Source organism: Microtetraspora malaysiensis, from assembly GCF_050947145.1.
In the GTDB taxonomy this organism is placed as follows: domain Bacteria; phylum Actinomycetota; class Actinomycetes; order Streptosporangiales; family Streptosporangiaceae; genus Microtetraspora_A; species Microtetraspora_A malaysiensis.
In genome coordinates this window covers 4,097,350-4,118,914 of sequence record NZ_CP191998.1, presented here as the reverse complement: position 1 = coordinate 4,118,914, position 21,565 = coordinate 4,097,350, and the positions used below count along the sequence as shown (strand labels likewise).

19 protein-coding genes are annotated in these 21,565 nt (G+C 71.9%); 12 read left to right on the top strand and 7 right to left on the bottom strand.

What is annotated here, in order from left to right:
• Window positions 1-109: 109 nt before the first annotated feature.
• Window positions 110-637 (bottom strand): hypothetical protein, encoded by a 528-nt coding sequence (locus ACQP1V_RS19330; RefSeq protein WP_433424993.1) that lies wholly within the window; start codon window positions 635-637, stop codon window positions 110-112.
• A gap of 97 nt (window positions 638-734) precedes the next feature.
• Window positions 735-1,649 (bottom strand): pseudouridine-5'-phosphate glycosidase, encoded by a 915-nt coding sequence (locus tag ACQP1V_RS19325; protein WP_067126247.1) that lies wholly within the window; start codon window positions 1,647-1,649, stop codon window positions 735-737.
• Window positions 1,650-1,783: 134 nt separating this feature from the next.
• Here ACQP1V_RS19325 and ACQP1V_RS19320 point away from each other — a divergent pair, with 134 nt between their 5' ends.
• From ACQP1V_RS19320 to ACQP1V_RS19305, 4 genes are all read left to right on the top strand, one after another.
• Entirely contained in the window at window positions 1,784-2,719 is a 936-nt protein-coding gene (locus ACQP1V_RS19320) for a LysR family transcriptional regulator (RefSeq protein ID WP_433424991.1), read from the top strand.
• A 120-nt stretch (window positions 2,720-2,839) separates the two neighbouring features.
• Entirely contained in the window at window positions 2,840-3,529 is a 690-nt protein-coding gene (ureA, locus tag ACQP1V_RS19315; RefSeq protein WP_433424990.1) for an urease subunit gamma, read from the top strand.
• Entirely contained in the window at window positions 3,526-5,172 is a 1,647-nt protein-coding gene (locus ACQP1V_RS19310) for an urease subunit alpha (protein ID WP_433424988.1), read from the top strand. Before ureA ends, ACQP1V_RS19310 begins: the two co-directional genes overlap by 4 nt.
• 18 nt (window positions 5,173-5,190) lie before the next feature.
• Entirely contained in the window at window positions 5,191-6,171 is a 981-nt protein-coding gene (locus tag ACQP1V_RS19305) for an agmatine deiminase family protein (RefSeq protein WP_433425883.1), read from the top strand.
• 60 nt (window positions 6,172-6,231) lie between these two features.
• Here the strand turns inward: ACQP1V_RS19305 and ACQP1V_RS19300 are convergent, their stop codons facing one another.
• On the bottom strand, window positions 6,232-6,747 hold the full coding sequence (locus ACQP1V_RS19300; protein ID WP_433424986.1) for an NUDIX domain-containing protein: 516 nt from the start codon (window positions 6,745-6,747) through the stop codon (window positions 6,232-6,234).
• Window positions 6,748-6,907: 160 nt separating this feature from the next.
• On the opposite strand from ACQP1V_RS19300, the gene ACQP1V_RS19295 reads away from it, so the two are divergent.
• The 5 genes from ACQP1V_RS19295 to ACQP1V_RS19275 all read left to right on the top strand — a co-directional run bounded on the left by ACQP1V_RS19295 (window position 6,908) and on the right by ACQP1V_RS19275 (window position 12,263).
• A complete protein-coding gene (locus tag ACQP1V_RS19295; protein WP_433424984.1) occupies window positions 6,908-8,047 on the top strand; it encodes an ADP-ribosylglycohydrolase family protein in 1,140 nt (379 codons plus the stop codon).
• A gap of 170 nt (window positions 8,048-8,217) precedes the next feature.
• Window positions 8,218-9,711, top strand: coding sequence for an alpha/beta fold hydrolase (locus tag ACQP1V_RS19290; RefSeq protein ID WP_433424982.1), 1,494 nt, complete (start codon window positions 8,218-8,220; stop codon window positions 9,709-9,711).
• Between the two features lie 136 nt (window positions 9,712-9,847).
• Window positions 9,848-11,074: a histidine kinase gene (locus ACQP1V_RS19285; RefSeq protein WP_433424980.1), complete on the top strand. Its 1,227-nt coding sequence runs from the start codon at window positions 9,848-9,850 to the stop codon at window positions 11,072-11,074.
• Entirely contained in the window at window positions 11,065-11,706 is a 642-nt protein-coding gene (locus ACQP1V_RS19280; protein WP_433424979.1) for a response regulator, read from the top strand. Before ACQP1V_RS19285 ends, ACQP1V_RS19280 begins: the two co-directional genes overlap by 10 nt.
• An 8-nt stretch (window positions 11,707-11,714) precedes the next feature.
• Window positions 11,715-12,263, top strand: coding sequence for a hypothetical protein (locus tag ACQP1V_RS19275; RefSeq protein WP_433424977.1), 549 nt, complete (start codon window positions 11,715-11,717; stop codon window positions 12,261-12,263).
• A 98-nt stretch (window positions 12,264-12,361) separates the two neighbouring features.
• On the opposite strand, the gene ACQP1V_RS19270 is transcribed toward ACQP1V_RS19275, so the two are convergent.
• The 3 genes from ACQP1V_RS19270 to ACQP1V_RS19260 all read right to left on the bottom strand — a co-directional run bounded on the left by ACQP1V_RS19270 (window position 12,362) and on the right by ACQP1V_RS19260 (window position 15,316).
• The gene (locus ACQP1V_RS19270) at window positions 12,362-14,623 is read right to left on the bottom strand and encodes a heavy metal translocating P-type ATPase (RefSeq protein ID WP_433424975.1); all 2,262 of its coding nucleotides are present in this window, start codon (window positions 14,621-14,623) and stop codon (window positions 12,362-12,364) included.
• A 100-nt stretch (window positions 14,624-14,723) separates the two neighbouring features.
• Window positions 14,724-14,933 (bottom strand): heavy-metal-associated domain-containing protein, encoded by a 210-nt coding sequence (locus ACQP1V_RS19265; protein WP_387418388.1) that lies wholly within the window; start codon window positions 14,931-14,933, stop codon window positions 14,724-14,726.
• Between the two features lie 101 nt (window positions 14,934-15,034).
• Window positions 15,035-15,316 carry a metal-sensitive transcriptional regulator gene (locus ACQP1V_RS19260; protein WP_433424973.1) on the bottom strand — a complete coding sequence of 94 codons (282 nt, stop codon included), beginning with the start codon at window positions 15,314-15,316 and terminating at the stop codon, window positions 15,035-15,037.
• 397 nt (window positions 15,317-15,713) lie between these two features.
• Here ACQP1V_RS19260 and ACQP1V_RS19255 point away from each other — a divergent pair, with 397 nt between their 5' ends.
• Window positions 15,714-16,589 (top strand): D-alanyl-D-alanine carboxypeptidase family protein, encoded by an 876-nt coding sequence (locus tag ACQP1V_RS19255; RefSeq protein WP_433424971.1) that lies wholly within the window; start codon window positions 15,714-15,716, stop codon window positions 16,587-16,589.
• A 108-nt stretch (window positions 16,590-16,697) separates the two neighbouring features.
• Here the strand turns inward: ACQP1V_RS19255 and ACQP1V_RS19250 are convergent, their stop codons facing one another.
• Window positions 16,698-19,844: an AfsR/SARP family transcriptional regulator gene (locus tag ACQP1V_RS19250; protein WP_433424969.1), complete on the bottom strand. Its 3,147-nt coding sequence runs from the start codon at window positions 19,842-19,844 to the stop codon at window positions 16,698-16,700.
• Window positions 19,845-20,047: 203 nt separating this feature from the next.
• Between ACQP1V_RS19250 and ACQP1V_RS19245 the strand changes: the two genes are divergently transcribed.
• Both ACQP1V_RS19245 and panD read left to right on the top strand, forming a co-directional pair.
• On the top strand, window positions 20,048-20,986 hold the full coding sequence (locus ACQP1V_RS19245; RefSeq protein ID WP_433424967.1) for a M23 family metallopeptidase: 939 nt from the start codon (window positions 20,048-20,050) through the stop codon (window positions 20,984-20,986).
• Between the two features lie 120 nt (window positions 20,987-21,106).
• Complete coding sequence (panD, locus tag ACQP1V_RS19240; RefSeq protein WP_433424965.1) at window positions 21,107-21,517, top strand: aspartate 1-decarboxylase; 411 nt, start codon at window positions 21,107-21,109, stop codon at window positions 21,515-21,517.
• The last annotated feature ends 48 nt before the right edge of the window (window positions 21,518-21,565 follow it).

The window sequence follows — 21,565 nt, the reverse complement described above, 5'->3', positions numbered from 1 at the left end:
AGATCACCTCCGACAAAACCACGGCGCGGGGACGGCCCCGGCAGCCTCGTCGCGCTTCAGAAAGGCGGAATGTCATCCGCCGGGTCAGGTGGCGGGCCGGCCGGCGGCCTCAGAGCCGGGAGCCCGAGGCGATCCCGGCCCTCCACCGGTGGACGGCACGGCTGGAGCGCAGGTGGACGAGGGTGAGATCGGGATGCCGGGCCACGCGCTCGACGGTCTCGCGTCTCCTGCGTTCGTACTGGGACCAGGCCCAGCGGATGGGATGTCCGGGGTCCAGCCAGTCGCTGAAGCCCTCGCGGTTGCCGTTCCACAGCTCGCGCCGTGTGACGGCCCGGACGATCGAGCGCCACACGACGCGCCGCGTCACCGTGAGACGGGGCAGGTCAAGCCAGACGACCGTGTCGGCCCGCTGCCACAGCAGATCCCCCAGGTCGTTGTGGTACTGGTCCTCGGTCACCCAGCGCGGCCCCGCCGAGAACGACTCCACGTCGGACCGGAACTCCGGCCGCTTGCGCCAGCCCGGTCCGTGGTGCAGGGCGTCGAGCTCGTACCGGGGCAACCCCAGCGTCGCGGACAGCGCCGCGGCCAACGTCGTCTTCCCCGATCCGGAAATTCCGGAGATCAACACCCTGTCCATGGCACCTAATCTGGCCTGTCGCGCCGCCACCGGTCCAATCGCCGCCGCCCGATCCACCCCGGGACCGGGTGCGGCACGGCGCTGGCCGTCGGCCCGGCTACTCGGCGGACAGCGCCCCCGCGACCTTGGCGGCGAGGGTGACATTGCCGCGGTAGACGTCCACGTTGACCTCCAGGCTCCGCCCGCCCGTGTCCCGCTGGATGAAGTCGAGCAGGAACGGCGTCGCGGCGTTGCCGCCGATCCCCTGCCGGTCGGCCTCCGCCCAGGCGCGTCGCAGCACGTCGTCGAGTACCTCCGGCGGCAGCTGCCGCGACTCGTCGACGGGGTTGGCGAGCAGGACCGTCTGCCGCAGCCCCAGCTCGTCCCGCGCGGAGATGATCTTTGCGGCCTCCTCGGGAGAGTTCACCGAGTAGTGCAGCTCGTATCCGGAGTCCGAGACGTAGAAGCCGGGGTAGCGGCGGGTCCCGTACCCGATGACGGGGATGTTCAGCGTCTCGAACCGCTCCAGGGTCGCCCCGATGTCGAGGATCGACTTCACGCCCGCGCTGACGATCGTGATGGGGGTCACGGCCAGCGTGGTCAGGTCCGCCGACTCGTCGAACGTCTCGGACGCCCCGCGGTGGACGCCGCCGAGCCCGCCGGTCGCGAAGACCCGAACGCCGACCCGGTTCGCCAGGTACGCGGTCGCCGCGACGGTCGTGCCGCCGTGCCGTCCGAGCCCGGCGACCACCGGCAGGTCGCGCAGGCTCACCTTGTCGATGTCGTCGGTCTCCGACAGCGTCGCGATCTGTTCGGCGGTCAGCCCGACCGTGGGGACGCCCTCGTAGACGCCGATCGTCGCGGGGACCGCGCCCTCGGCCCGGATCCGGTCCTCCGCCTCCAGGGCGACCGCCAGGTTCCGGGGCCGCGGCAGGCCGTGGGTGAAGATCGTGGATTCGAGCGCGACGACGGGCGCGCCGGCCTCCAGCGCGCGGGTGACATCGTCGGAGACGTGGATCGCAAGACGTGACATACGTTCAGACCTTCTTCGGAGCAGACCTTCGTCGAGCCGCCCACGGAGCGTCACGTGAGCACGGGCTTCCCAGGCTAGAGAGGCGCGTACTCAAGAACCAGAATGAAAAACGCGGTCTGCGATAGCTTCACGCTATGAAGTTCACCCTCCGGCAGGTCGAGGTCTTCCTCGCCGTCGCCGACTGCCTCCATTTCGGCCGCGCCGCGGACAGGCTGCACATCTCGCAGCCGACGGTGAGCCAGGAGGTCGCCCGCCTGGAACGGGCCGTCGGCCTCGCCCTCCTCGACCGCAGCCGCCGTACGGTCACGCTGACCCCGGCGGGCAGGGTCATGGCGTCCGAGGGCCGCCTGCTCCTCGACCAGGCGGGCTCCCTCATCGGGAAGGTCCTGCTCCACGAGGACTCGAGGATGAACACCGCCCGCCTCGTCGCGTCGCCGAGCGTGGTGAACCGGCTGCTTCCCGCCGTCATCAGCCAGGCGGAGACCGAGCTTCCCACCCTGAAGATCGACGACATGTCCGTCGAGACCGGCGCGGTCTCCTCGACGCTCGCCGCCGAGGTGGCCGACATCGGCCTGGGACGCTTCCTCGACGACCTGCCCGGCTTCCGCACGGAGACGATCGCCGACGAACCGGTCTACGTCGCGATCAGCCGCGGGCATCCGGCCGCCGGGCGGCCCGCCGTGGCCCTGCGCGACCTCCAGGACGTGCCGCTGCTCCTGTGGCCGAGGGAGCAGCATCCGAGGTACTACGACTTCATCCTGGCGATGTGCGCCGATCGGGGGCTCGAGCCGCACGTGCTCATGAGCCCGCCCCGGATCGTCGGCTCCCGCCTCTACCTGCTGTCGCAGGGGCGGGCGTTCTCGCTCGTGCCGGGCTCGACGACCGGGCATCTGTCCGGGGACGTCGTCGCCGTTCCCCTTCAGGAGCGGGCGACGCTTCCCCTGGAGATGCAGTGGCGGTCGGACGACCGGCGACCGCAGCTCCTCGCGCTGCGCGATCTCATCCGCGCGAAGGGGGCGGAGCTGGCGGACCGTACACGCCTCGGCGAGACGGCGCCGACGGCTCCCTGACGACGGATCCCGGACCTGGGCTAGGCGACAAAACTTGAGTAGGATTCAAAATCTATCGGCCCGCTGTCCGGTGTCCTCGTGAGGGCCGCGCCGCTCCCCCTGTCCGATCCGGAGGAAGACGTGAGACTGACGCCCACAGAGCGGGACCGGCTGCTGCTGTTCACCGCGGCCGAGCTGGCCCGTTCCCGGCGGGCCAGGGGTGTGCGGCTCAACGTGCCCGAGGCGACCGCGCTGATCGCGGACACTGTGTGCGAGGAGGCCCGCGCGGGCGCGCGGCTGGCCGACGCGATCGAGGCGGGCCGCGGTGTCCTCGGCCCGGACGACGTACTGCCCGGCGTGCCCGACATCGTGACCGAGATCCAGGTCGAGGCCGTCTTCGACGACGGCACCCGGCTCGCCGTCGTCACCGACCCGTTCGGCGGCGGCTCGCTCGGCTCCGACGCCCCGGGCGCGGTCCTGGCCGCCGAGCCCCCGGCCGACGACGACGAGGAGCCGGTGGAGACCGTCGAGATCGAGGTCGTCAACACCGCCACCGTCCCGATCAGCGTGACCTCGCACTTCCACTTCTTCGAGGTCAACCCGCTGCTGCGGTTCGACCGCGCCGCCGCCTACGGCCGCCGGCTGGCCGTCCCCGCGGGCTCCACGATCCGGTTCGACCCCGGCGCCCGCCGTGCGGTGCCGCTGGTCCCCATCGGCGGCGCGCGGGTGGCGATCGGCTTCGCGGGCCTGGTGGACGGCCCGCTGGACGCGCCCGGCGCGTTCGAGACCGCGATGGAGCGGGCGCGGGCCTGCGGATATCTGGGGGCATGATGAGCCTGTACGGCTACCGCAAGGGCGACCGGGTACGGCTGGGCGACTCGGGACTGGTCGTCGAGGTCGAGCACGACTCGCAGAAGCGGGGCGAGGAGTTCCTGGCCGGGTTCGGCAAGACCGCCAGGGACGGGCTGCATCTGAAGGCCGCGTCCGTACGCGACACGTGCGACCTGGTGATCAGCAACGTGCTGATCCTGGACCCGGTCCTGGGCGTGCGCAGCGCCTCGATCGGCGTGCGCGAGGGGCGGATCCACGCGATCGGCCGCGCCGGCAACCCCGACACGCTCGACGGCGTGGACGTGGTGGTGGGCACCGGCACCACGATCGTGTCCGGCGAGGGCCTGATCGCGACGGCCGGCGCGATCGACACCCACGTGCACCTGCTCTCACCGCGGATCATGGAGGCGTCGCTGGCCTCCGGCGTGACAACGATCATCGGCCAGGAGTTCGGCCCGGTGTGGGGCGTCGGGGTGAACTCGCCCTGGGCGCTGCGGCACGCGTTCAACGCCTTCGACGCCTGGCCGGTCAACATCGGCTTCCTGGCCCGCGGCTCTTCCTCCCACCCCGCGCCCCTGGTCGAGGCCCTGGTCGAGGGCGGCGCGTCCGGCTTCAAGGTGCACGAGGACATGGGCGCGCACACCCGCGCCCTGGACACCGCCCTGACCGTCGCCGAGGAGTACGACGTCCAGGTGGCGCTGCACACCGACGGGCTGAACGAGTGCCTGTCCGTGGAGGACACCCTGGCCGTGCTCTCCGGGAGGACGATCCACGCGTTCCACATCGAGGGCTGCGGCGGCGGGCACGTACCCAACGTGCTCAAGCTGGCCGGGGTGCCGAACGTGATCGGCTCCTCCACCAACCCGACGCTGCCGTTCGGCCGCGACGCCGTCGCCGAGCACCACGGGATGATCGTCTCGGTGCACGACCTCAAGCTCGACCTGCCCGGCGACGCCGCGCTCGCCCGGGACCGGATCAGGGCGGGAACCATGGGCGCCGAAGACGTCCTGCACGACCTGGGCGTCATCGGCATCACCTCCTCCGACGCGCAGGGCATGGGCCGGGCCGGGGAGACCGTCCGGCGCACGTTCGCCATGGCCGGCAAGATGAAGGCCGAGCGCGGCGCCCCCGACCGGCACGACAACGAGCGCGTGCTGCGCTACCTGGCCAAGCTGACGGTCAACCCCGCCATCGCGCACGGCCTGTCCCACGAGGTCGGCACGCTCGAGGTCGGCAAGCTCGCCGACATCGTGCTCTGGCGCCCGGCCTACTTCGGGGCCAAGCCGCAGCTCGTCCTGAAGGCGGGCTTCCCCGCGTACGGCGTGACCGGCGACCCGAACGCCTCCACCGACGTCTGCGAGCCGCTGGTGCTCGGGCCGCAGTTCGGCGCGCACGGCGCGACCGCCGCCGACCTGTCGGTCGCCTTCGTCGCGCAGGCCGCCGTGTCCGGCGACCGCATGCCCACCCGCAGGCGCCGGGTCGGCGTGCGCGGCACCCGCGGCATCGGCCCCGCCTCGATGGTGCGCAACGCCCGTCTCGGCCGCGTGGACGTCGATCCGCACGGCCGCGTCTCGCTGGACGGCGAGCCGGTCGAGTCCGGCCCGGCCGACTCCGTTTCCCTGAACCGCCTCTATTTCCTCTGAGGAGCGATCTCCGTGTTCATGCCGCCGGAGTGGCACCCGCACAGTCGTACCTGGATGTCGTGGCCCGTCGGCTACGCCCTGGACCGGGCGGAGGCGTCGTACCGGGCGTGGTCGGCGGTCGCCAACGCGATCGTGCGCCACGAACCCGTCACGATGCTGGTCGACCCGTCGGAGCGGGCGTCCGCGGCCGCCTGGCTCGACCCGCGGGTCGAGGTGGCCGAGCAGCCGCTCGACGACTGCTGGATGCGCGACAACGGCCCCACCTTCGTGGTCGACGGCGGGCGGCTCACGGGGATCGACTGGACCTTCAACGGCTGGGGCTGGGCCCCGCACGAGAAGGACGACCTGGTCGCCGCGTCCGTCCTCGACCGGGTGGGCGTGCCGCGGCGCCGCACCGCGATGGTCGGTGAGGGCGGCGGCATCCACGTGGACGGCGAGGGCACGGTCATCGTCACCGAGACCGTCCAGCTCGACCCCCGCCGCAACCCCGGCTGGACGAAGGCGGACGCCGAGGCCGAGCTGCGCGCCCTGCTGGGCGTGGAGAAGGTGATCTGGCTCCCCCGCGGCCTGACCGCTGACTACGGCGGCTACGGCACGAACGGCCACGTGGACCTGCTGGCCTCGTTCGTACGGCCCGGCCTGGTGCTCTGCCACGTGCAGCCCGACCCGGCACACCCCGACCACGAGGTCACCCGGGAGAACCTCGCGATCCTGCGCGCCGCCACGGACGCCAAGGGCCGCCCCCTCGAGGTGATCGAGCTGCCCGCCCCCACCGTCCTGGAGGCGGACGGCAAGCCGGTCGACTACTCGTACATCAACCACTACCTCGCCAACGGCCTGGCCCTGCTCTGCTCCTTCGACGACCCGAGGGACGCCGAGACCGCCGACCTTTTCGCGAAGCTCTTCCCCGGCCGCACGATCGCGTCGGTCGACGCCCGCGACATCTTCGCGCTCGGTGGCGGCATCCACTGCATCACCCAGCAGCAACCCGCGATCTGACCCCCGCATCCCGGCCGGTTTCCCCACCTCGAACCCGGCCGGAAGTCGTACGGACGCGGGTTAGCGTGTGGGTTCGGCGAGGTGGGCGAACTCGGGGTGATGCCAGGGGAGCCGGACCGGCTCGGCCGGGATCTCGCCGGCGTAGAGGCGCTCCAGCACGCCGGCCAGCCCCCAGGGGACGACGTTCTCCGTCGTGGCCCGGATGTCCGCGAACGTCCACCATCGGTGCCCGGTGATGTACGTGCGCTCGTGGCGTTCGAGACCCGCCGGGTCCAGGTCGAAGACGGGCGCCCGGAGGAAGAAGAACGACTCCACGGAGAACCGGATCCGGCCGTCCCAGTCCGCCCTCCAGTGGCCGGAGGTGGTGGCGACGACGGGGCCCAGGTCCTCCGGCGCGACCCGGCGGCCGGTCTCCTCGCGCAGCTCACGCGCCGCCGCCACGTTGAGCGGCTCCCGCTTGGCGACGCCGCCGCCGGGGGTGAACCAGGTGGCGTCCACGCTGCTGAAGAGCAGGAGCCGGTCGTCGTCGTCCGCGAGAAGGACCCGCGCGGTCGGGCGCTGGATGAAACGGGGCATGATCAGAGCCTAAGCGGATCGCTCTCGCGGGTGGCGCGGCTCACCCCCGCCCCTGCCTGCCGGGCGATGTTCCGTGATACCAACCTGTGGGACACCGGACAGCGTGAGGGAGAGCATGGACGCGGACGCCAGGGCACAAGACGCCATATATCAGGACAGCATGCCGGAGGATTCGGGGACGGCAGCCGGCGTACGGCAGTTCGCAGACAGGGTCCGGGGCTGCCTGTTGGGCGGAGCGATCGGCGACGCGCTCGGCGCGCCCGTGGAGTTCGACTCGATCGCCACGATCCGCCGCGCCCACGGCGCGGCCGGGGTGACCGATCTCGTGCACGATTGGCGTGCCGCGTTGGGCCTGATCACCGACGACACCCAGATGACGCTCTTCACCGTGGAAGGGCTCATCCGCGCCCACCTGCGCGCCCGCGGCCGGGGCGTCGGCGGTGCGGAGGTGGGCCCGGAGGTGGGCGCGGAGGTGAGCGCGGAGGTGGCCGTCGTCCGCAACGCCTACCTGCGCTGGCTCGACACGCAGAACCACCGGCTGCCGCCGCCGCCCGACGGCCTCGTCCGCACCGGCCGGCTTCGTGAGGAGGCGTGGCTGTATTCGCGGCGCGCTCCCGGAAACGCCTGCCTGTCCGGGCTGCGCTCGGAGCTCGGCCCGCTCGCGGCTCCCGGGATGCCGGGGCCGGTCAACCCCGGGTCCAAGGGGTGCGGCACGGTCATGCGGTCCGCGCCGTTCGGGCTGGCCGCCGCCGACGCGGGCCGCGCCTTCCGGCTCGCCGCCGAGTGCGCCCAGATCACCCACGGGCACCCCACCGGCTATCTGGCCGCCGGGGCCTGCGCGGCGCTCGTCTTCTTCCTCGTACGGGACGTGCCGCTGGGGAGGGCCGTCGACAGCACCCTCGACCTGCTCGGCGCGCACCCCGGGCATGGGGAGACCACCGCCGCGCTCCGGGCCGCGGTCGCCCTGGCGGCGAAGGGGGATCCGTCGCCCGAGGCGGTCGAGTCCCTCGGCGGCGCGTGGATCGCGGAGGAGGCCCTGGCGATCGCCGTCTACTGCGCCCTGGTCGGCGGGGAGGACATGGAGCGGGCGCTGCTGCTGGCCGTCAACCACTCCGGCGACAGTGACTCCACCGGCGCGATCTGCGGCAACCTCCTGGGCGCGCGATACGGCGAGGCCGTGCTCCCCCGGCGCTGGCTGGCCCGGCTCGAAGGCCGTGACTCCATCTCGCGGCTCGCCGGCGACTTCGTCACCGCGTTCACCGGCGGCGACCTCTCCGCCGACGCCTATCCCGGCTGCTGATCGGCCGACGCCTTCGTGAACTCGCCGGCGCGGCCCCGGAGGTGCCGGGCGGCACCGCGGCGGGTTCCTGTGCGGCCGGGGCGCACGTGCGAATGGTGGGGTGGGCCTCACCGTGTTTCGGGATGCCTCGGCCATGTCACCGGGCCAGTCGTGATCTCTACGGTGAGCGCATGACAATCCGCACGAAACGGCCGGTCAGCCCGGCATCGGCCCGCTCCGCGAATCGGGCGAAGACCGTACCGGTCGCCCTGTCGGCCCTGTCCGCGCTCCTGGGCCTGCCCGCGCTGCCGGCGGCGGCTCAGGCCGCCCCGGCCCTCGCCTGGAGGGCCTGCCCGTCCGGCCAGGGCCCGGCGGAGATGGAATGCGCGGCGATCGAGGTGCCGGTGGACTGGTCCGCGCCGGGCAAGGCCACGATCACGCTGGACCTCGCCCGGCTGCCCGCCACCGAGCCGTCGCTCCGCCTCGGCAGCGTGCTCGTCGTGCCCGACGGCGGTCCGGGGATCCAGGGCGTCCTCTCCCCTGCCCCGGAGTCGTTCACCACGTTGCGCCGGCGCTTCGACGTCGTCGGCTACAACCCGCGCACCAGCGCGGCCGGACGTTATCTGCCGCCCTCGTGCGGGGTTCCCGGGCTGCCGCTCAACGACCCGCGTGACCGCGCCGCGTACGAGGCCCAGGCGGCCGGCCTGGAACGCCTGGTCGAGCGGTGCCGCCAGGACGACACGACCGGGCTGGCCGACCACCTGGACTCGGACTCGGTGGCCAGGGACATGGAGGCGATCCGAACCGCCCTCGGCCAGGACAGGCTCACCATGCTGGCCTTCTCCTACGGCGGGGTTCCGGCCGCCGCCTACGCGCGGCTTTACCCCGGGCACGTCCGAGCGGTGGTCTTCGACAGCACGCCGGACCCGACGGTGGGCTGGCGCGGCATGGAACGCGCGCAACTTCGCGCGACCGAGGCGGCGTTCAAGCGCTTCACCACCTGGTGCGCCGGTGACGACGCGTGCGCCCTGCGCGGGCGGAACGTGCGCACGCTCTGGCGCGCGCTGGTCAAGAGCACCGGCCGCAGGCCCGTCACGTACGCCTCCGCCCGGCTGGGCGAGATCAGACTGACCGATGTGCACCTCAAGGCGCTGGCCCGGGTGGTCCTCCCCGTTCCGGAGAAGGCGCCCGAGTTCGCCGACGCGCTGCTCAAGGCGAGCAAGGGCGACTTCGCCTGGTTCGGCGAGCAGGTGCTGGGCATCTCCGCGAGCTGGAGCTCGCCGGGCGCGGCGGCCACCCGCTGCCCGGATGGCCTGGTCGGGCTGGGTTACGAGGCGCTGGTCAGCGACCGCCGTTACAGCGAGCGGATCTCCCGCGACTTCGGCGGCGGGGTCGGCACCGGGCTGGAGGCCCTGGCCTGCTCCGGCTGGCGGCACCGGCCGGTGAACCCACCACGCCCGCTGCCGGCCGGCCTGCCTCCCGCGCTGGGACTCGGCGGCGACCGCGACTTCCCGGTCACCGATCTCCTGGTGAGCAGGATCCCCCGCTCGGTCACCGTCCGCTATGACGGCCCCGTCCACGTCGTCTACCTGCGCGCGAAGGACCCGTGCGTGACCGGGTACGCCGACCGGTATCTGACGGAGCTGACGTTGCCCCGCGCAGGCACCCTCTGCCCGCCCCGGTAGTGATGACACGACGCCCACGCGGCCCACGCGCCGTTCCTGCTCGGGCCGCGACTCAGGGAAGGGTGGGGCTTACCTCACCTTTTTCTGGGATATCCGAGTCATGTCGTCGAGCTGTGCCGATCTCTAGGGTTGGCGCATGACCACTCCCTGGGACCGGATTCGCGGCCACTGGTCGTCACCGACCTGGCTCCGCACCGTCCACGTGACGGCGGGCGTCCCGATCGCGCTCATCTCGATGGCATTGATCTTGGTGCTGGTCGCGCTGTCGGTCGTCGTGGCGTGGACGGTCGTCGTCCCCCTGGTCGCGCTGCTGATCCTCACCCGGATCGTGCCGCTGCTCACCTGGCTGCAGCGCTGCCGGTTCGCCGCCTTCCTCGGCCAGGACATCCCCCCGCTGCCGCGTCTCCCCCGGGACGGGAGCCCGCTCAGACGGCTTCTCCTTCAAGCGCGATCGGGCAGCCTGTGGCGGCAGATCGCCTATCACCTGGCGGTCGGTCCCCTGATCGGCGCGGCGGGCTTCCTGGGCGGGGCCGTGGCGTGGTCGGCCTGCCTGGTCGCGGCCATCATCACCGTGCAACTCCTGCTGGCCGGAGGTGGCTGGACCACCGCCCTGCCCGCGGCGGGCGCGCTGGCGCTGTTCGTGGTGGTGCCGTGGCTGCTTCGCGGGATCACCGCACTCGACACGCTCGCGGCGCGGGCGTTGCTCGGTCCCAGCGTGAAAGACGAGCTGGCCAGGCGGGTGGAGACGCTGCGGGAGAGCCGGGCCGAGGTGGTCGAGGCCGCCGACGCGGAACGCCGCCGGATCGAACGCGACCTGCACGACGGCACGCAGCAGCGGCTCGTGTCGCTCGCCCTCAACCTCGGCATGGCCCGCACCGCCTTCACCGACCTGCCCGAGCCCGCCCGCCACGTGATCGTGCGCTCGCACGAGGAGGCCAAGCAGGCGTTGAGGGAACTGCGCGACGTCGTGCAGGGGTTGCACCCGGCCGTGCTCAACGATCAAGGCCTGGACGCGGCGCTGTCCGGCGTCGCCGCGCGCGCCCCCTTCCCGGTACGGCTCAGCGTCGACGTGCCGGAACGGACCTCTCCCGTGGTCGAGGCGGTGGCGTTCTTCGTCGTCTCCGAAGCGCTGACCAACGTCGCCAAGCACGCACGAGCCTCCGAGGCCGAGATCACCGTGCGCCGCGACGGCGACATGCTCCGCCTCGTCGTACGCGACGACGGCCAAGGCGGCGCCGATTCCGCCAAGGGGTCGGGTCTGCGCGGCCTGGCGCAGCGTGCGGGCTCGGTGGACGGGACCCTGCGCATCGACAGCCCGAGCGGTGGCCCGACGACGATAGAGGTGGAACTGCCGTGCGCGTAGTGCTCGCCGAGGACTCCGTCCTCCTCAGGGAAGGCCTCGTCTGGGTCCTCGGATCCGCCGGCTTCGAGGTCGTGGCCGCGGTGTCCGACGCCGAGGGGCTGCTGCGGGCGGTGGACGACCACGAACCCGATCTCGTCGTCACGGACGTGCGGATGCCGCCGTCGCACACCGACGAGGGCCTGCGCGCGGCGCTGCTGCTGCGCCACCGGCGGCCGAAGCTGCCCATCCTCGTGCTCTCGCAGTACGTCGAGGAACGCTACGCGACCCGGCTGCTGTCCACGGCGACGACCGGCATCGGATATCTGCTCAAGGACCGGGTGGCCGACGTGGCCGAGTTCCTCGACTCACTGCGCCGGGTCGCCGCGGGCGGCACCGCGCTGGACCCCGAGGTGGTCGCCCAGCTGCTGCTGCGCCGGCACAGCGATCCGCTGGATCTGCTGACCCGCAGGGAGTCCGAGGTGCTCGCGCTGATCGCGGAGGGACGGTCCAACGCCGGCATCGCCGAGGCCCTGGTGGTATCCGAAAGCGCGGTCGGCAAGCACATCAACAACATCTTCGCCAAGCTCGGGCTCTCCGGCGCCGAGAAGGATCATCGCCGGGTGCTGGCCGTACTGCGATTCCTGAAGATTTGAGAGGCGACATGATGCGACGAGCGGTGCGGACCAGGTGGATCGTCGCCGGCGCGGCGCTGACCGTGTCCGCGGTGGTGGCGATGACGTTGGCGGCGTGGTCGGAGATCCGCGTTCCCCACAGCTACGACTTCTCCTTCCCCGGCTCCTACCAGTCGTCGGTCCTCGATCAGAGGGGGACCGAGACGAGGACCGTGACGTACGCCGTCACCACGCCCCAGATCATCGTGGACGTGCGGGGCAGGGTCGACGTGCGGGTCGCTCCGGGCGTCCCCGGACGCCTCTCCGTCAAGCGGGAGACGACCTGGCACGGCGGGTCACCCTCGATGCGTGAGACCTGGGAGTCGGGGAAGACGCTGCGGGTCGAGGTGGCCTGCCCCCGGGACCTGGGGCGGGAGGATCCCGGCTGCCACACCGTCTACACCTTGAGCGCGCCCCCCGGCGTCGCCGTTCTGGTGACGGCACCCGGCTGGACTATGCGGTGCCCGCCGGCCGCGGCCGAGGTGACCTGCGGCCCACACCACGAGACCCAGGTCACCGAAAGCCCGAACAACGCTTAGCGCAGACGTTCCTCAACCCCTTGATCCCGCACAGCGAACGGCGGCCCCCGGAACATCTCCCGGAGGCCGCCGCTCGCCCTGCTCCCACGTGAAACCTTCTACTTGAAACCGCGCAGGCGGAGACTGTTGCTGACCACGAACACCGACGAGAACGCCATCGCGGCACCCGCGATCATCGGGTTCAGCAACCCCGCCGCGGCCAACGGCAACGCCGCCACGTTGTACGCGAACGCCCAGAACAGATTGCCCTTGATCGTCCGCAACGTCCGCCGCGACAACCGGATCGCGTCCGCCGCCACCCGCAGATCACCCCGAACCAGCGTCAGGTCCGACGCCTCGATCGCCGCGTCCGTACCTGTCCCCATCGCCAGACCGAGATCGGCCTGCGCGAGCGCCGCCGCGTCGTTGACGCCGTCCCCCACCATCGCGACCGTACGGCCCTGGCCCTGCAAGCGCTTGACCACGTCCACCTTGTCGGCGGGCAGCACCTCGGCGATGACCTCATCGATGCCGACCTCGGCCGCGACCGTCCGGGCCACCGCCTCGTTGTCGCCGGTGAGCAGCACCGGAGTCAACCCCAGCGCGCGCAACTGACCGATGGCCTCGGCCGAGGTGGCCTTGACCGTGTCCGCCACGACGAGCACGGCGCGCGCCTTGCCGTCCCAGCCCACCGCCACCGCGGTACGCCCCGCCGCCTGAGCCGCCTCAAACGCCCGCTCCAGCTCCACCGGCAGGTGCTGGGACCACTCGGCCAGCAGCTTCGGCCGTCCGACCAGCACCGCGTGCCCGTCCACGATCCCCTGGACGCCGAGTCCTTCGATGTTGGCGAAGTCCTCGGGCGTGGGCAGCGGGCCGACCCGCTCGGCCGCGCCCTTGGCCACGGCCTGGGCGATCGGGTGCTCGGAGGCGTGCTCCAGCGCTCCGGCCAGGCGCAGCACCTCGGCCTCGTCGGAGCCGTCGGCGGTGTGCACCTCGACCAGGGTCATCTTGCCCTCGGTGACCGTGCCGGTCTTGTCCAGCACGACCGTGTCGATCTTCCGGGTGGACTCCAGCACCTCCGGGCCCTTGATCAGGATGCCGAGCTGGGCTCCCCGGCCGGTCCCGACCAGCAGCGCGGTCGGGGTCGCCAGGCCGAGCGCGCACGGGCAGGCGATGATCAGCACGGCGACCGCCGCGGTGAACGCCGCCCCCACCCCGTCCCCGGTGCCCAGCCAGAAACCGAGCGTGCCCAACGCCAGCGCGATCACGACCGGGACGAAGATGCCGGAGATCCGGTCGGCCAGCCGCTGGACCTGCGCCTTGCCGGTCTGCGCCTCTTCCACCAGCCGGGCCATCTGGGCCAGCTGGGTGTCGGAGCCGACCCGGGTGGCGCGGACCACCAGGCGGCCGCCGGCGTTGACGGTCGCGCCGGTCACCGCGTCGCCCGGCCCTACCTCGACCGGGACGGACTCCCCGGTCAGCATCGAGGCGTCGACCGCGGAGGTGCCTTCCTCGATCACGCCGTCGGTGGCGATCTTCTCGCCGGGGCGGACCACGAACCGGTCCCCCACCGCGAGCTGGTCGCTCGGGATCCGGACCTCAACCCCGTCGCGAAGCACCGCGACGTCTTTTGCGCCCAGCTCCAGCAGGGCCCGCAGCGCGGCGCCCGCGCGGCGCTTGGAACGCGCCTCGAAGTAGCGTCCGGCCAGGATGAACGCCGTCACCCCGGCGGCGGCCTCCAGGTAGATGTTGCCGGAGCCGTCGCTGCGCTGGATCGTGAAGTCGAACGGGTGGGTCATGCCGGGGGTGCCGGCGGTGCCGAAGAACAGCGCCCACAGCGACCAGCCGAGCGCGGCGATCGTGCCGAGCGACACCAGCGTGTCCATGGTCGCGGCGCCGTGGCGCAGGTTGGTCCAGGCCGCCTTGTGGAACGGCCAGCCCGCGTACACGACGACCGGGGCGGCCAGCGTCAGCGACAGCCACTGCCAGTTGGTGAACTGCAGCGGGGGGATCATCGCCATCGCGACCACCGGGACCGCCAGGACCAGCGCGGTGATCAGCCGGGCGCGTAGCGGGCCGAGTTCGTCTTCCGGCTCCTCCGGCCCGCCGCCGTTCTCGTTCTGCTGGCGGGGCGGGGCGGGCAGCTGCGCGGTGTAGCCGGCCTTCTCCACCTCGGCGATCAGGTCGTGCGGGGCGATGCCGTCGGGGAAGGTGACCTTGGCCTTCTCGGTGGCGTAGTTGACCGTCGCGGTCACGCCGTCCAGCTTGTTGAGCCGGCGCTCGATCCGGTTGGCGCAGGACGCGCAGGTCATGCCGCCGATCGAGAGCTCGAGCGAGCCCAGGGGCTGCTCCTCGACGGCGTCAGACTCGCTGACGGTCATCGTCTCTCCTCCCCCTTCTCAGCCGACCTGGCGCCGGCACCGACGCCGAAGACCGCGGCGGGGCCGAGAACGCAGGCTCCGCGCGTCGCGGGAGTGTTCATCAGCGATCCACCACTTCGTATCCGGCCTCCTCAACGGCGGCGGCGATCGCGGCCGCGTCGACAGGCCCCTCGCTGTCCACCGTCACCAGGCCGGTGGCGAGGTCCACCTCGACGCCGGTGACGCCGGCGACCTCTCCGACCTCTTCCTTGACCGAGCTGACGCAGTGGCCGCAGGTCATGCCCGTGACGGTGTAGGTGGTGGCGGTCATAACAATCACTCCTGGCGTCAGAGATAGGGAAATGTCGAAACTCTAAGTTCACGCCGGTCGATCGGCGGAAGTCGCCGCGCCGTTCGCGGGGGTGTGAGGAGTCAGGAACGGACGAGGCGGGCGATGGCGTCGGAGGCTTCCTTGATCTTCGCCTCGGCCTCCGCGCCACCCTTCACCGTGGCGTCGGCCACACAGTGGGCCATGTGCTCGTCCAGGAGGGCGAGAGCGAAGGACTGCAGGGCACGGCTGGCCGCCGACACCTGAGTGAGGATATCGATGCAGTATTTGTCCTCTTCGACCATCCGCTGCAGACCCCGGACCTGTCCCTCGATGCGGCGCAGCCGCCGGAGGTGCTCCTGCCTGGTATCGCTGTATCCGGCCATCTCTCCCACCCCTCTCAACTCGTGTTCGACGACTATAACACCATACCCCCCTACCGTATTTCCTCGGACTAGACGCGCCGCCCGCGCGTTTTCCCCGGCCGCGCCATGCCAGGTCGACGCCCAGGTCGGCGGCCATGGATCACGCCGCCGCCGGCAGACTCCTGACCAGGCGGTTACCCAGGGGCCGGCAATCGCAAAGCGACCCCCACACCGCCGGACGCACGCTCGCGGCGCGCGAACGGCACAGGAACGGCACGGAAACGGCGTGGGACACGACCCACCTGGACAGATGATCTCGCCGGACGACCGATCACCGCTTCACGGAGGCGGAAAAGCTTTACCTAAAACCTGTCCGGCGAAGTCAACTTTTCCGTCAAATGGATGGCAACCTGGAGAAATGCACAACGGGAAAGCTCGACTCACCGTCTGCGCAGCCCTTCTTACCTTCGCCGCCGGCTTTGCTACGCCCGCGGTCGCGCAGGCCACTCCGACACAGACTCCGGTCATCCAGACCGCACAGAACGCCCCGGCCGTCTACGGCCGGGCGACATATCTGATCGACGCCACGACCGGCAAGGTCGAGCTCAGCAAGCAGGCCGCTGAGCGCATGCCGGTGGCGAGCCTCACCAAGACGATGACGGCGTACGTCGTCCTCAAGGAAGCCAAGCTGACGGACAAGGTCACGATCACCTCCGCCGACGTCAGCCACGCCGACGACAACGGCGGCACCAGCGCCGACCTCCGCGCCGGTGACCGGGTCACGGTCAAGGACCTGCTGTACGGCCTGATGCTCCCGTCAGGCGCGGACGCGGCGCACGCCCTCGCCCGCACTTACGGCCCCGGCATGGACGGCTTCATCGCCAAGATGAACACCACCGCCAAGCAGCTCGGCATGAAGGACTCCCTGTACACCACCCCCGACGGCCTGCCGAAGGCCGGCGGCGACGGCTACTCCACCGCGCGGGACCAGGCGCGGCTCGCGGAGATGGCGCTCCGTAACAAGACCTTCACCGCCGTCACCTCCACCCGGACCCACTACGTCCCGCGCGCTTCGGACCACAAGTCCTACACCTGGACGAACACCAACAAGATGCTCGACACCCCGGGCGCGCTCGGTGTGAAGACGGGCTTCACCCGTGCCGCGGGCTTCTGCCTGACCTTCGCCGCCGACCGGGACGGGCACCGCCTGATCGGCGTCATCCTCGGCGAGTCCGCCTCCAACCGGCGGTTCGACACGGCCCAGAACCTGATCGACTGGGCTGTCAAGGCATAACCGAAGGCGCTCAACCGGGCGTCACCGAGAAACGCGCGACAGAGGGTGTCGCCGGGAACCGGGTCGCAGTTACACGACCCCGTTCCCGGCGGCGCCCTCTGTTCGTTTTCAGGGAAGGCGGCGGAGGCCGCGGCGCAGGAAGACGGCCCGGTCCAGGTAGTCCCGGGCCAGGACGGTACGGCCGGCGGAGCGGTGCAGCTCACCGAGCATCTGGGTGCTGGCGGCGGCGCCGCTCAGGTCTCCGAGCTGCTGGAAGATCGTCAACGAGCGTTCGAGCTGGGCGAAAGCGGGCCGTAGGTCGCCGCGCGCCGCCTGGAGGCCGCCGAGCCCCTGCATCGCGTAGGCCCCGCAGTGCCGGTCGCCGAGGCTCTCGAAGATGTCCAGCGCCCGCCCCTGGAAGTGCATCGCCGTCTCGACGTCCGCGGCCAGGTCGTGCAGGCGTCCGACCTGGATGGAGACGCATCCCTCGCGGTGGGCGTCGCCCATCTCCCTGGCCAGCCGCAGCGCGCCGTCCAGCCATCGCGCCGCCTGCGTGAGGTCGCCGGACCTCAGCCAGACGCGCCCGATCGCCTGCCGGGCGTACGCCTCGCCCTGCCGGTCGTCCAGCCCGAGGAACATCGCGAGGGCCTGCCGGAAGTAGCGGAGCGCGATGACGTGGTCGTCGCGGAACTGGGCGACCGCGCCCAGCCCGCAGACGGAGATCGCCTCGCCTCTGCTGTCACCCACCTGCCGGAACATGGCCCGCGAGCGCCGGAACATCTCCCCCGACTCCCGATAGCGGTCCTGGTAGAGGCACACCTGCGCGAGCCCGCGCAGCATGGCCGCCTCGCCGTGCCGCTCCCCGGCCGCGCGGGCGGCGTCGAGGGCGGCGCGGTGGGTGCGCTGCCACATGTCGAGGTGGCAGCGGAGGTCGAGGAACGGCACGAGGGCCGCAGCGAGCCCCCAGGCGGCACCGGCCAGCCCGCCTTCGGCGGCCAGTTCCACCGCCCGCGCCAGGGCGTCCCGTTCCTGGTCGAACCAGAGGATCGGGTTCTCCAGGACCCCTGTCAGCGTGCCGCCGGCCGGGGTCCAGCGCGCTGCCTCGGTGGGGGCGACGCTGAAGACGGTGGTGGGCAGCCCCGTGGCGGCCCGCTCCGCCGCCACCAGCCAGGCGCCGACGACGCGTGCCAGGACGCCGGGTTCCGGTTCCCGTTCCGCGCGTTCCTTGGCGTCGCAACGGACCAGGTCGTGGAGCAGGTATCGAGGCTGGCCGAGCGTGTCGACGCCGACCTGCCGCAACAGGTTCTCGTTGATGAGGACGTCCGTCACGTCGTCGGCGCGATGCCGGTCGAGGACGGCGTCCACCACCCACGCGGGGAGGGGATGCGCGCCGAGCGTGCCCAGCGCGCGCATGGCCCGTGCGGCCTCGGCGGGCAGCAGGCGGTAGCTCCGGTCGAGGCTTTCCCGTACCTCCAGATCGCCCGCGCGCAGCTCGCCGAGCCGGGTGGACTCGTCCGCCAGGCGCTGTTCGAGCAGGCGCAGCGGCCATCCCGGCCGGGCCGCCAGCCGCGCCCCGGCGACCCTGATGGCCAGCGGCAGGTGTCCGCACGCTTGTGCGATGGCTGCGGCCGACTCCGGTTCGGCCTCGATCCGGTCGGCCCCGGCGATCCTGCCGAGTAGTTCCACCGCCTCGCGCCGCGGCAGCGCGTCCAGCTCCACCAGCGCCGCGCCAGGGATCTCGGTGATCCGCCGCCGGCTCGTCACGAGTACGGCCGAGCCGTCGCCGGGCAGCAGGTGCCCGACCTGAGCGCCGCCGGCGGCGTCATCGAGCAGCACGAGCATGGGACGCTCGGCGAGCAGCGACCGGTAGAGCGCCGCCCGCTCGTGCACGCCGTACGGCAGAGCGGCATCGGCGACCCCGAGCGCGCGCAGCGCCTCGGCGAGCAGATCGGCGGGCTCCACGGGAGTGCCGGACACGCCGCCGAGGCACAGGTAGAGCTGCCCGTGGGGGAACCGGTCCCGTACGGCATGCGCGCAGTGGACGGCGAAGGCCGACTTGCCCACGCCCGGCGGCCCCACGACGACGGCGATCACCGGAGGTCCGCCCGGAAGCCCCGGCGGCGGCCCGGGTTCCGGCCCGACCGGTGGCCCGATTGGTGGCCCGGCCGGAGGCCCGGGTTCCGGCTGGGCCGGTGTCGGGGCCGGGGATCGAGGTGCCGTCAGCACGTTCAGAAGCGCGGCCACGGCTTCCGCGTGGCCGGTGAAGTCCGGTACGTCCGGAGGGAGCTGGCGCGGGGCGGGAACGGCGCGTCCCGGCGCGGCGGGCGCCTCCCCCGCCTCAGCCCCCGCGTCAGTCCCCGCCTCCCCGGCCAGGGTGCCCGTGTTGTCTCCGGACGGCCGGCGCACGCCGCCGGGCGGGGACGACGCGTTCGCGCGCGGGCCCGGCACGGCGTCGGGCGCGGGTACGTCCACGAGCCGCACACCTCCGGGTGGTGCGGACACGTTCGCGAGCGGGAGGAGCACGCCCTCCGGCAGGGCGGCCGGGTCTCCGGACAGGATGGCGAGGTGGGTGCGGCGGAGTTCGGGCCCCGGTTCGACGCCGAGTTCGGCGATCAGCTGCCGGCGGATGTCTCCGTAGCACCGCAGCGCCTCGGCTCGCCGGCCGCTCCAGTGCAGCGCGAGCATGAGCCGCTGCCAGAGGTCCTCACGGAAGGGATGCTCGGCGAGCAGGCCGCGCAGCTCGGCGACGGCCGTCGGATACTCGCGCGCGGCCAGCCGCACCGCGACCAGATCCTCGGCCGCGTCGAGGCGTGCTCCGGAGATCTCCTCGATGCGGCGGTCCCACAGCGGGCTGCCCGGCAGGTCGGCGAGCGGGGTGCCGCGCCACAGCGCGAGCGCGCGGCGCAGGTGGGAGCTCGCGCCCTCCGGGTCCCGCCTGGCCCGCTCGACCAGCTCCTCGAAGATCAGGAGGTCGACTTCGTGCGGCTCCACCTCGATGGTGTAGCCACCGGGCCGGGCCTGGAGGCCGGTTCCGCTCGGGGCGAGCGCGGCACGGAGCGCACTCGCGTACGTGCGCAGGTTCGCGACGGCCGAGCGCGGGCGGGCCCTGGGCCACAGCACCTCGACGAGCATCTCGGTGCCGACCGTCTGGTTGGTGTCGAGCAACAGTGTGGCGAGCAGCATCCGCGGTTTCGGTCCGCCGATCCGGAGGGTCTGCCCTGCGGATCGGACGTCCAGCGAGCCGAGGACTCTGTACGTGGGCTGATCAACCGTCATGACCGCCTGCTCTTCTTACAGAGGCACTGTCACCATTTATCGCCCTTTGTCATGTCTTCGCCAGCCCTTTGTATGGATTTTTGATGCTCCCTGTGCGGTCAATCCCGACCCTTGGGTCCCATCAGCACCTTTGGACACGCTCCACAGTCAGTTCGCGGCTTCCGTCAGGAGCAACCGGCGGTCGTCCGCGAGGAAGGATCCGCATGAGACTCACGTCCATCGTCAAGGCGGGGCTGGCGCTGCTGCTCGGCGTCACCGCGGGCGCGTCCACCGGCGTCGCCGGCGCCTCCGCCGCCGGCCTCACCGCCTCCGCCGCCACCGCCTCGGCGGTCATGGCGGAGCCCGCCTTCCAGGTTCCCTTCCCCTGCGGCCAGACCTGGACCGGCAACTCCAACGCGAGCAGCGCCCACCAGTCGTGGGAGATCGACTTCAACCGGGGCAGCACGCCCGACGCCGACCTGGGCGACACCGTGGTCGCCGCGGCGGCCGGCACGGTCGTGATCTCCGCGCACCAGGGATCGACGAACGGCTTCGGCAACCTGATCAAGATCGACCACGGCGGCGGCTGGTCCACGTACTACGCCCACCTGCTCACCCGCTCCGTGAGCGTGGGCGCCACGGTCAGCCAGGGCCAGAAGATCGGCGAGGTCGGCAACACCAGCAAGCCGGGCAACAACATCGCGCCGCACCTGCACTACGAGGTGCGCGCCGGCACCGCGTCCTACCCGGCGAACATCCAGAAGGCCAAGTTCAACGGCGCCACCTTCGGCTACCCGGCCCAGACCGTGACGTCCAAGAACTGCGGTGCGACCAGCAGCAACCCGTACACGCCCGAGCAGGTGTGCGGCAGCGGCTACGAGGTGATCGACTCGGCCGCCCTCGGCTCCGCCGGAACCGTCTACCTCCTCTACAACAGCTCCAACGGCTACAACTGCGTCACCACCCTCAAGCGCACTTCCCTCGGCACCAACACCGCCACCAGCGCCTACCTGGAAGTACAGGGCAAGAGCCGCATCACCGACTCGGGCAACTTCGGCTACTACGCGGGTCCCGTACGCGCCTCGGCCGCCGGAACCTGCGTCAAATGGGGCGGTTCCGCGGGCGGCGTCAGCTACAACAGCCCCCTCTCACACTGTGGGTGACCGTCGCCCCAGATGAGGCGAACGATCGGAAAGTGGCCGGTGCGGGATCACGTACCATCGACGGCGCGAGACCGGAGCCGCCGAGCCCGGTACCCCATTTCCGAGACCCTGCGGGGGACCATGTTCCGCACGATGATGAAGTCCAAGATCCACCGGGCCACCGTCACCCAGGCCGACCTGCACTACGTGGGATCGGTGACGATCAGCGGCGACCTGATGGTCGCGGCGAACCTGGTTGAGGGCGAGAGGGTCGACATCGTCGACATCGACAACGGCAACCGCCTCTCGACGTACGTCATCGAGGGCCCGGCCGACTCCGGCGTGATCGGGATCAACGGCGCGGCCGCCCGGCTGGTCGGCGTCGGCGACCTCGTGATCATCATCGCGTACGCGCTGGTGGCCGAGGCCGAGGTCGGCGCGCTGCGGCCGAGCGTGGTGTTCGTCGACGAGAACAACCGGGCGGTCGAGACCGGCCACGACCCGGCCGGGGTCCCCGACGGCGTGGGCCTGGTCCGCGGCGATCTCGGCTGACCCCCCACGCCTTCACGCAACAGGGCCCGTTCCCCTCCGGGAACGGGC

What these genes read in the sequence shown, in the direction of transcription:
- ACQP1V_RS19330 (WP_433424993.1), bottom strand. Translation starts at nt 637, where the DNA reads ATGGACAGGGTGTTGATCTCCGGAATTTCCGGATCGGGGAAGACGACG.
- ACQP1V_RS19325 (WP_067126247.1), bottom strand. Translation starts at nt 1,649, where the DNA reads ATGTCACGTCTTGCGATCCACGTCTCCGACGATGTCACCCGCGCGCTG.
- ACQP1V_RS19320 (WP_433424991.1), top strand. Translation starts at nt 1,784, where the DNA reads ATGAAGTTCACCCTCCGGCAGGTCGAGGTCTTCCTCGCCGTCGCCGAC.
- ACQP1V_RS19310 (WP_433424988.1), top strand. Translation starts at nt 3,526, where the DNA reads ATGATGAGCCTGTACGGCTACCGCAAGGGCGACCGGGTACGGCTGGGC.
- ACQP1V_RS19305 (WP_433425883.1), top strand. Translation starts at nt 5,191, where the DNA reads ATGCCGCCGGAGTGGCACCCGCACAGTCGTACCTGGATGTCGTGGCCC.
- ACQP1V_RS19300 (WP_433424986.1), bottom strand. Translation starts at nt 6,747, where the DNA reads ATGCCCCGTTTCATCCAGCGCCCGACCGCGCGGGTCCTTCTCGCGGAC.
- ACQP1V_RS19295 (WP_433424984.1), top strand. Translation starts at nt 6,908, where the DNA reads ATGCCGGAGGATTCGGGGACGGCAGCCGGCGTACGGCAGTTCGCAGAC.
- ACQP1V_RS19290 (WP_433424982.1), top strand. Translation starts at nt 8,218, where the DNA reads ATGACAATCCGCACGAAACGGCCGGTCAGCCCGGCATCGGCCCGCTCC.
- ACQP1V_RS19285 (WP_433424980.1), top strand. Translation starts at nt 9,848, where the DNA reads ATGACCACTCCCTGGGACCGGATTCGCGGCCACTGGTCGTCACCGACC.
- ACQP1V_RS19275 (WP_433424977.1), top strand. Translation starts at nt 11,715, where the DNA reads ATGATGCGACGAGCGGTGCGGACCAGGTGGATCGTCGCCGGCGCGGCG.
- ACQP1V_RS19270 (WP_433424975.1), bottom strand. Translation starts at nt 14,623, where the DNA reads ATGACCGTCAGCGAGTCTGACGCCGTCGAGGAGCAGCCCCTGGGCTCG.
- ACQP1V_RS19265 (WP_387418388.1), bottom strand. Translation starts at nt 14,933, where the DNA reads ATGACCGCCACCACCTACACCGTCACGGGCATGACCTGCGGCCACTGC.
- ACQP1V_RS19260 (WP_433424973.1), bottom strand. Translation starts at nt 15,316, where the DNA reads ATGGCCGGATACAGCGATACCAGGCAGGAGCACCTCCGGCGGCTGCGC.
- ACQP1V_RS19255 (WP_433424971.1), top strand. Translation starts at nt 15,714, where the DNA reads ATGCACAACGGGAAAGCTCGACTCACCGTCTGCGCAGCCCTTCTTACC.
- ACQP1V_RS19250 (WP_433424969.1), bottom strand. Translation starts at nt 19,844, where the DNA reads ATGACGGTTGATCAGCCCACGTACAGAGTCCTCGGCTCGCTGGACGTC.
- ACQP1V_RS19245 (WP_433424967.1), top strand. Translation starts at nt 20,048, where the DNA reads ATGAGACTCACGTCCATCGTCAAGGCGGGGCTGGCGCTGCTGCTCGGC.
- panD (WP_433424965.1), top strand. Translation starts at nt 21,107, where the DNA reads ATGTTCCGCACGATGATGAAGTCCAAGATCCACCGGGCCACCGTCACC.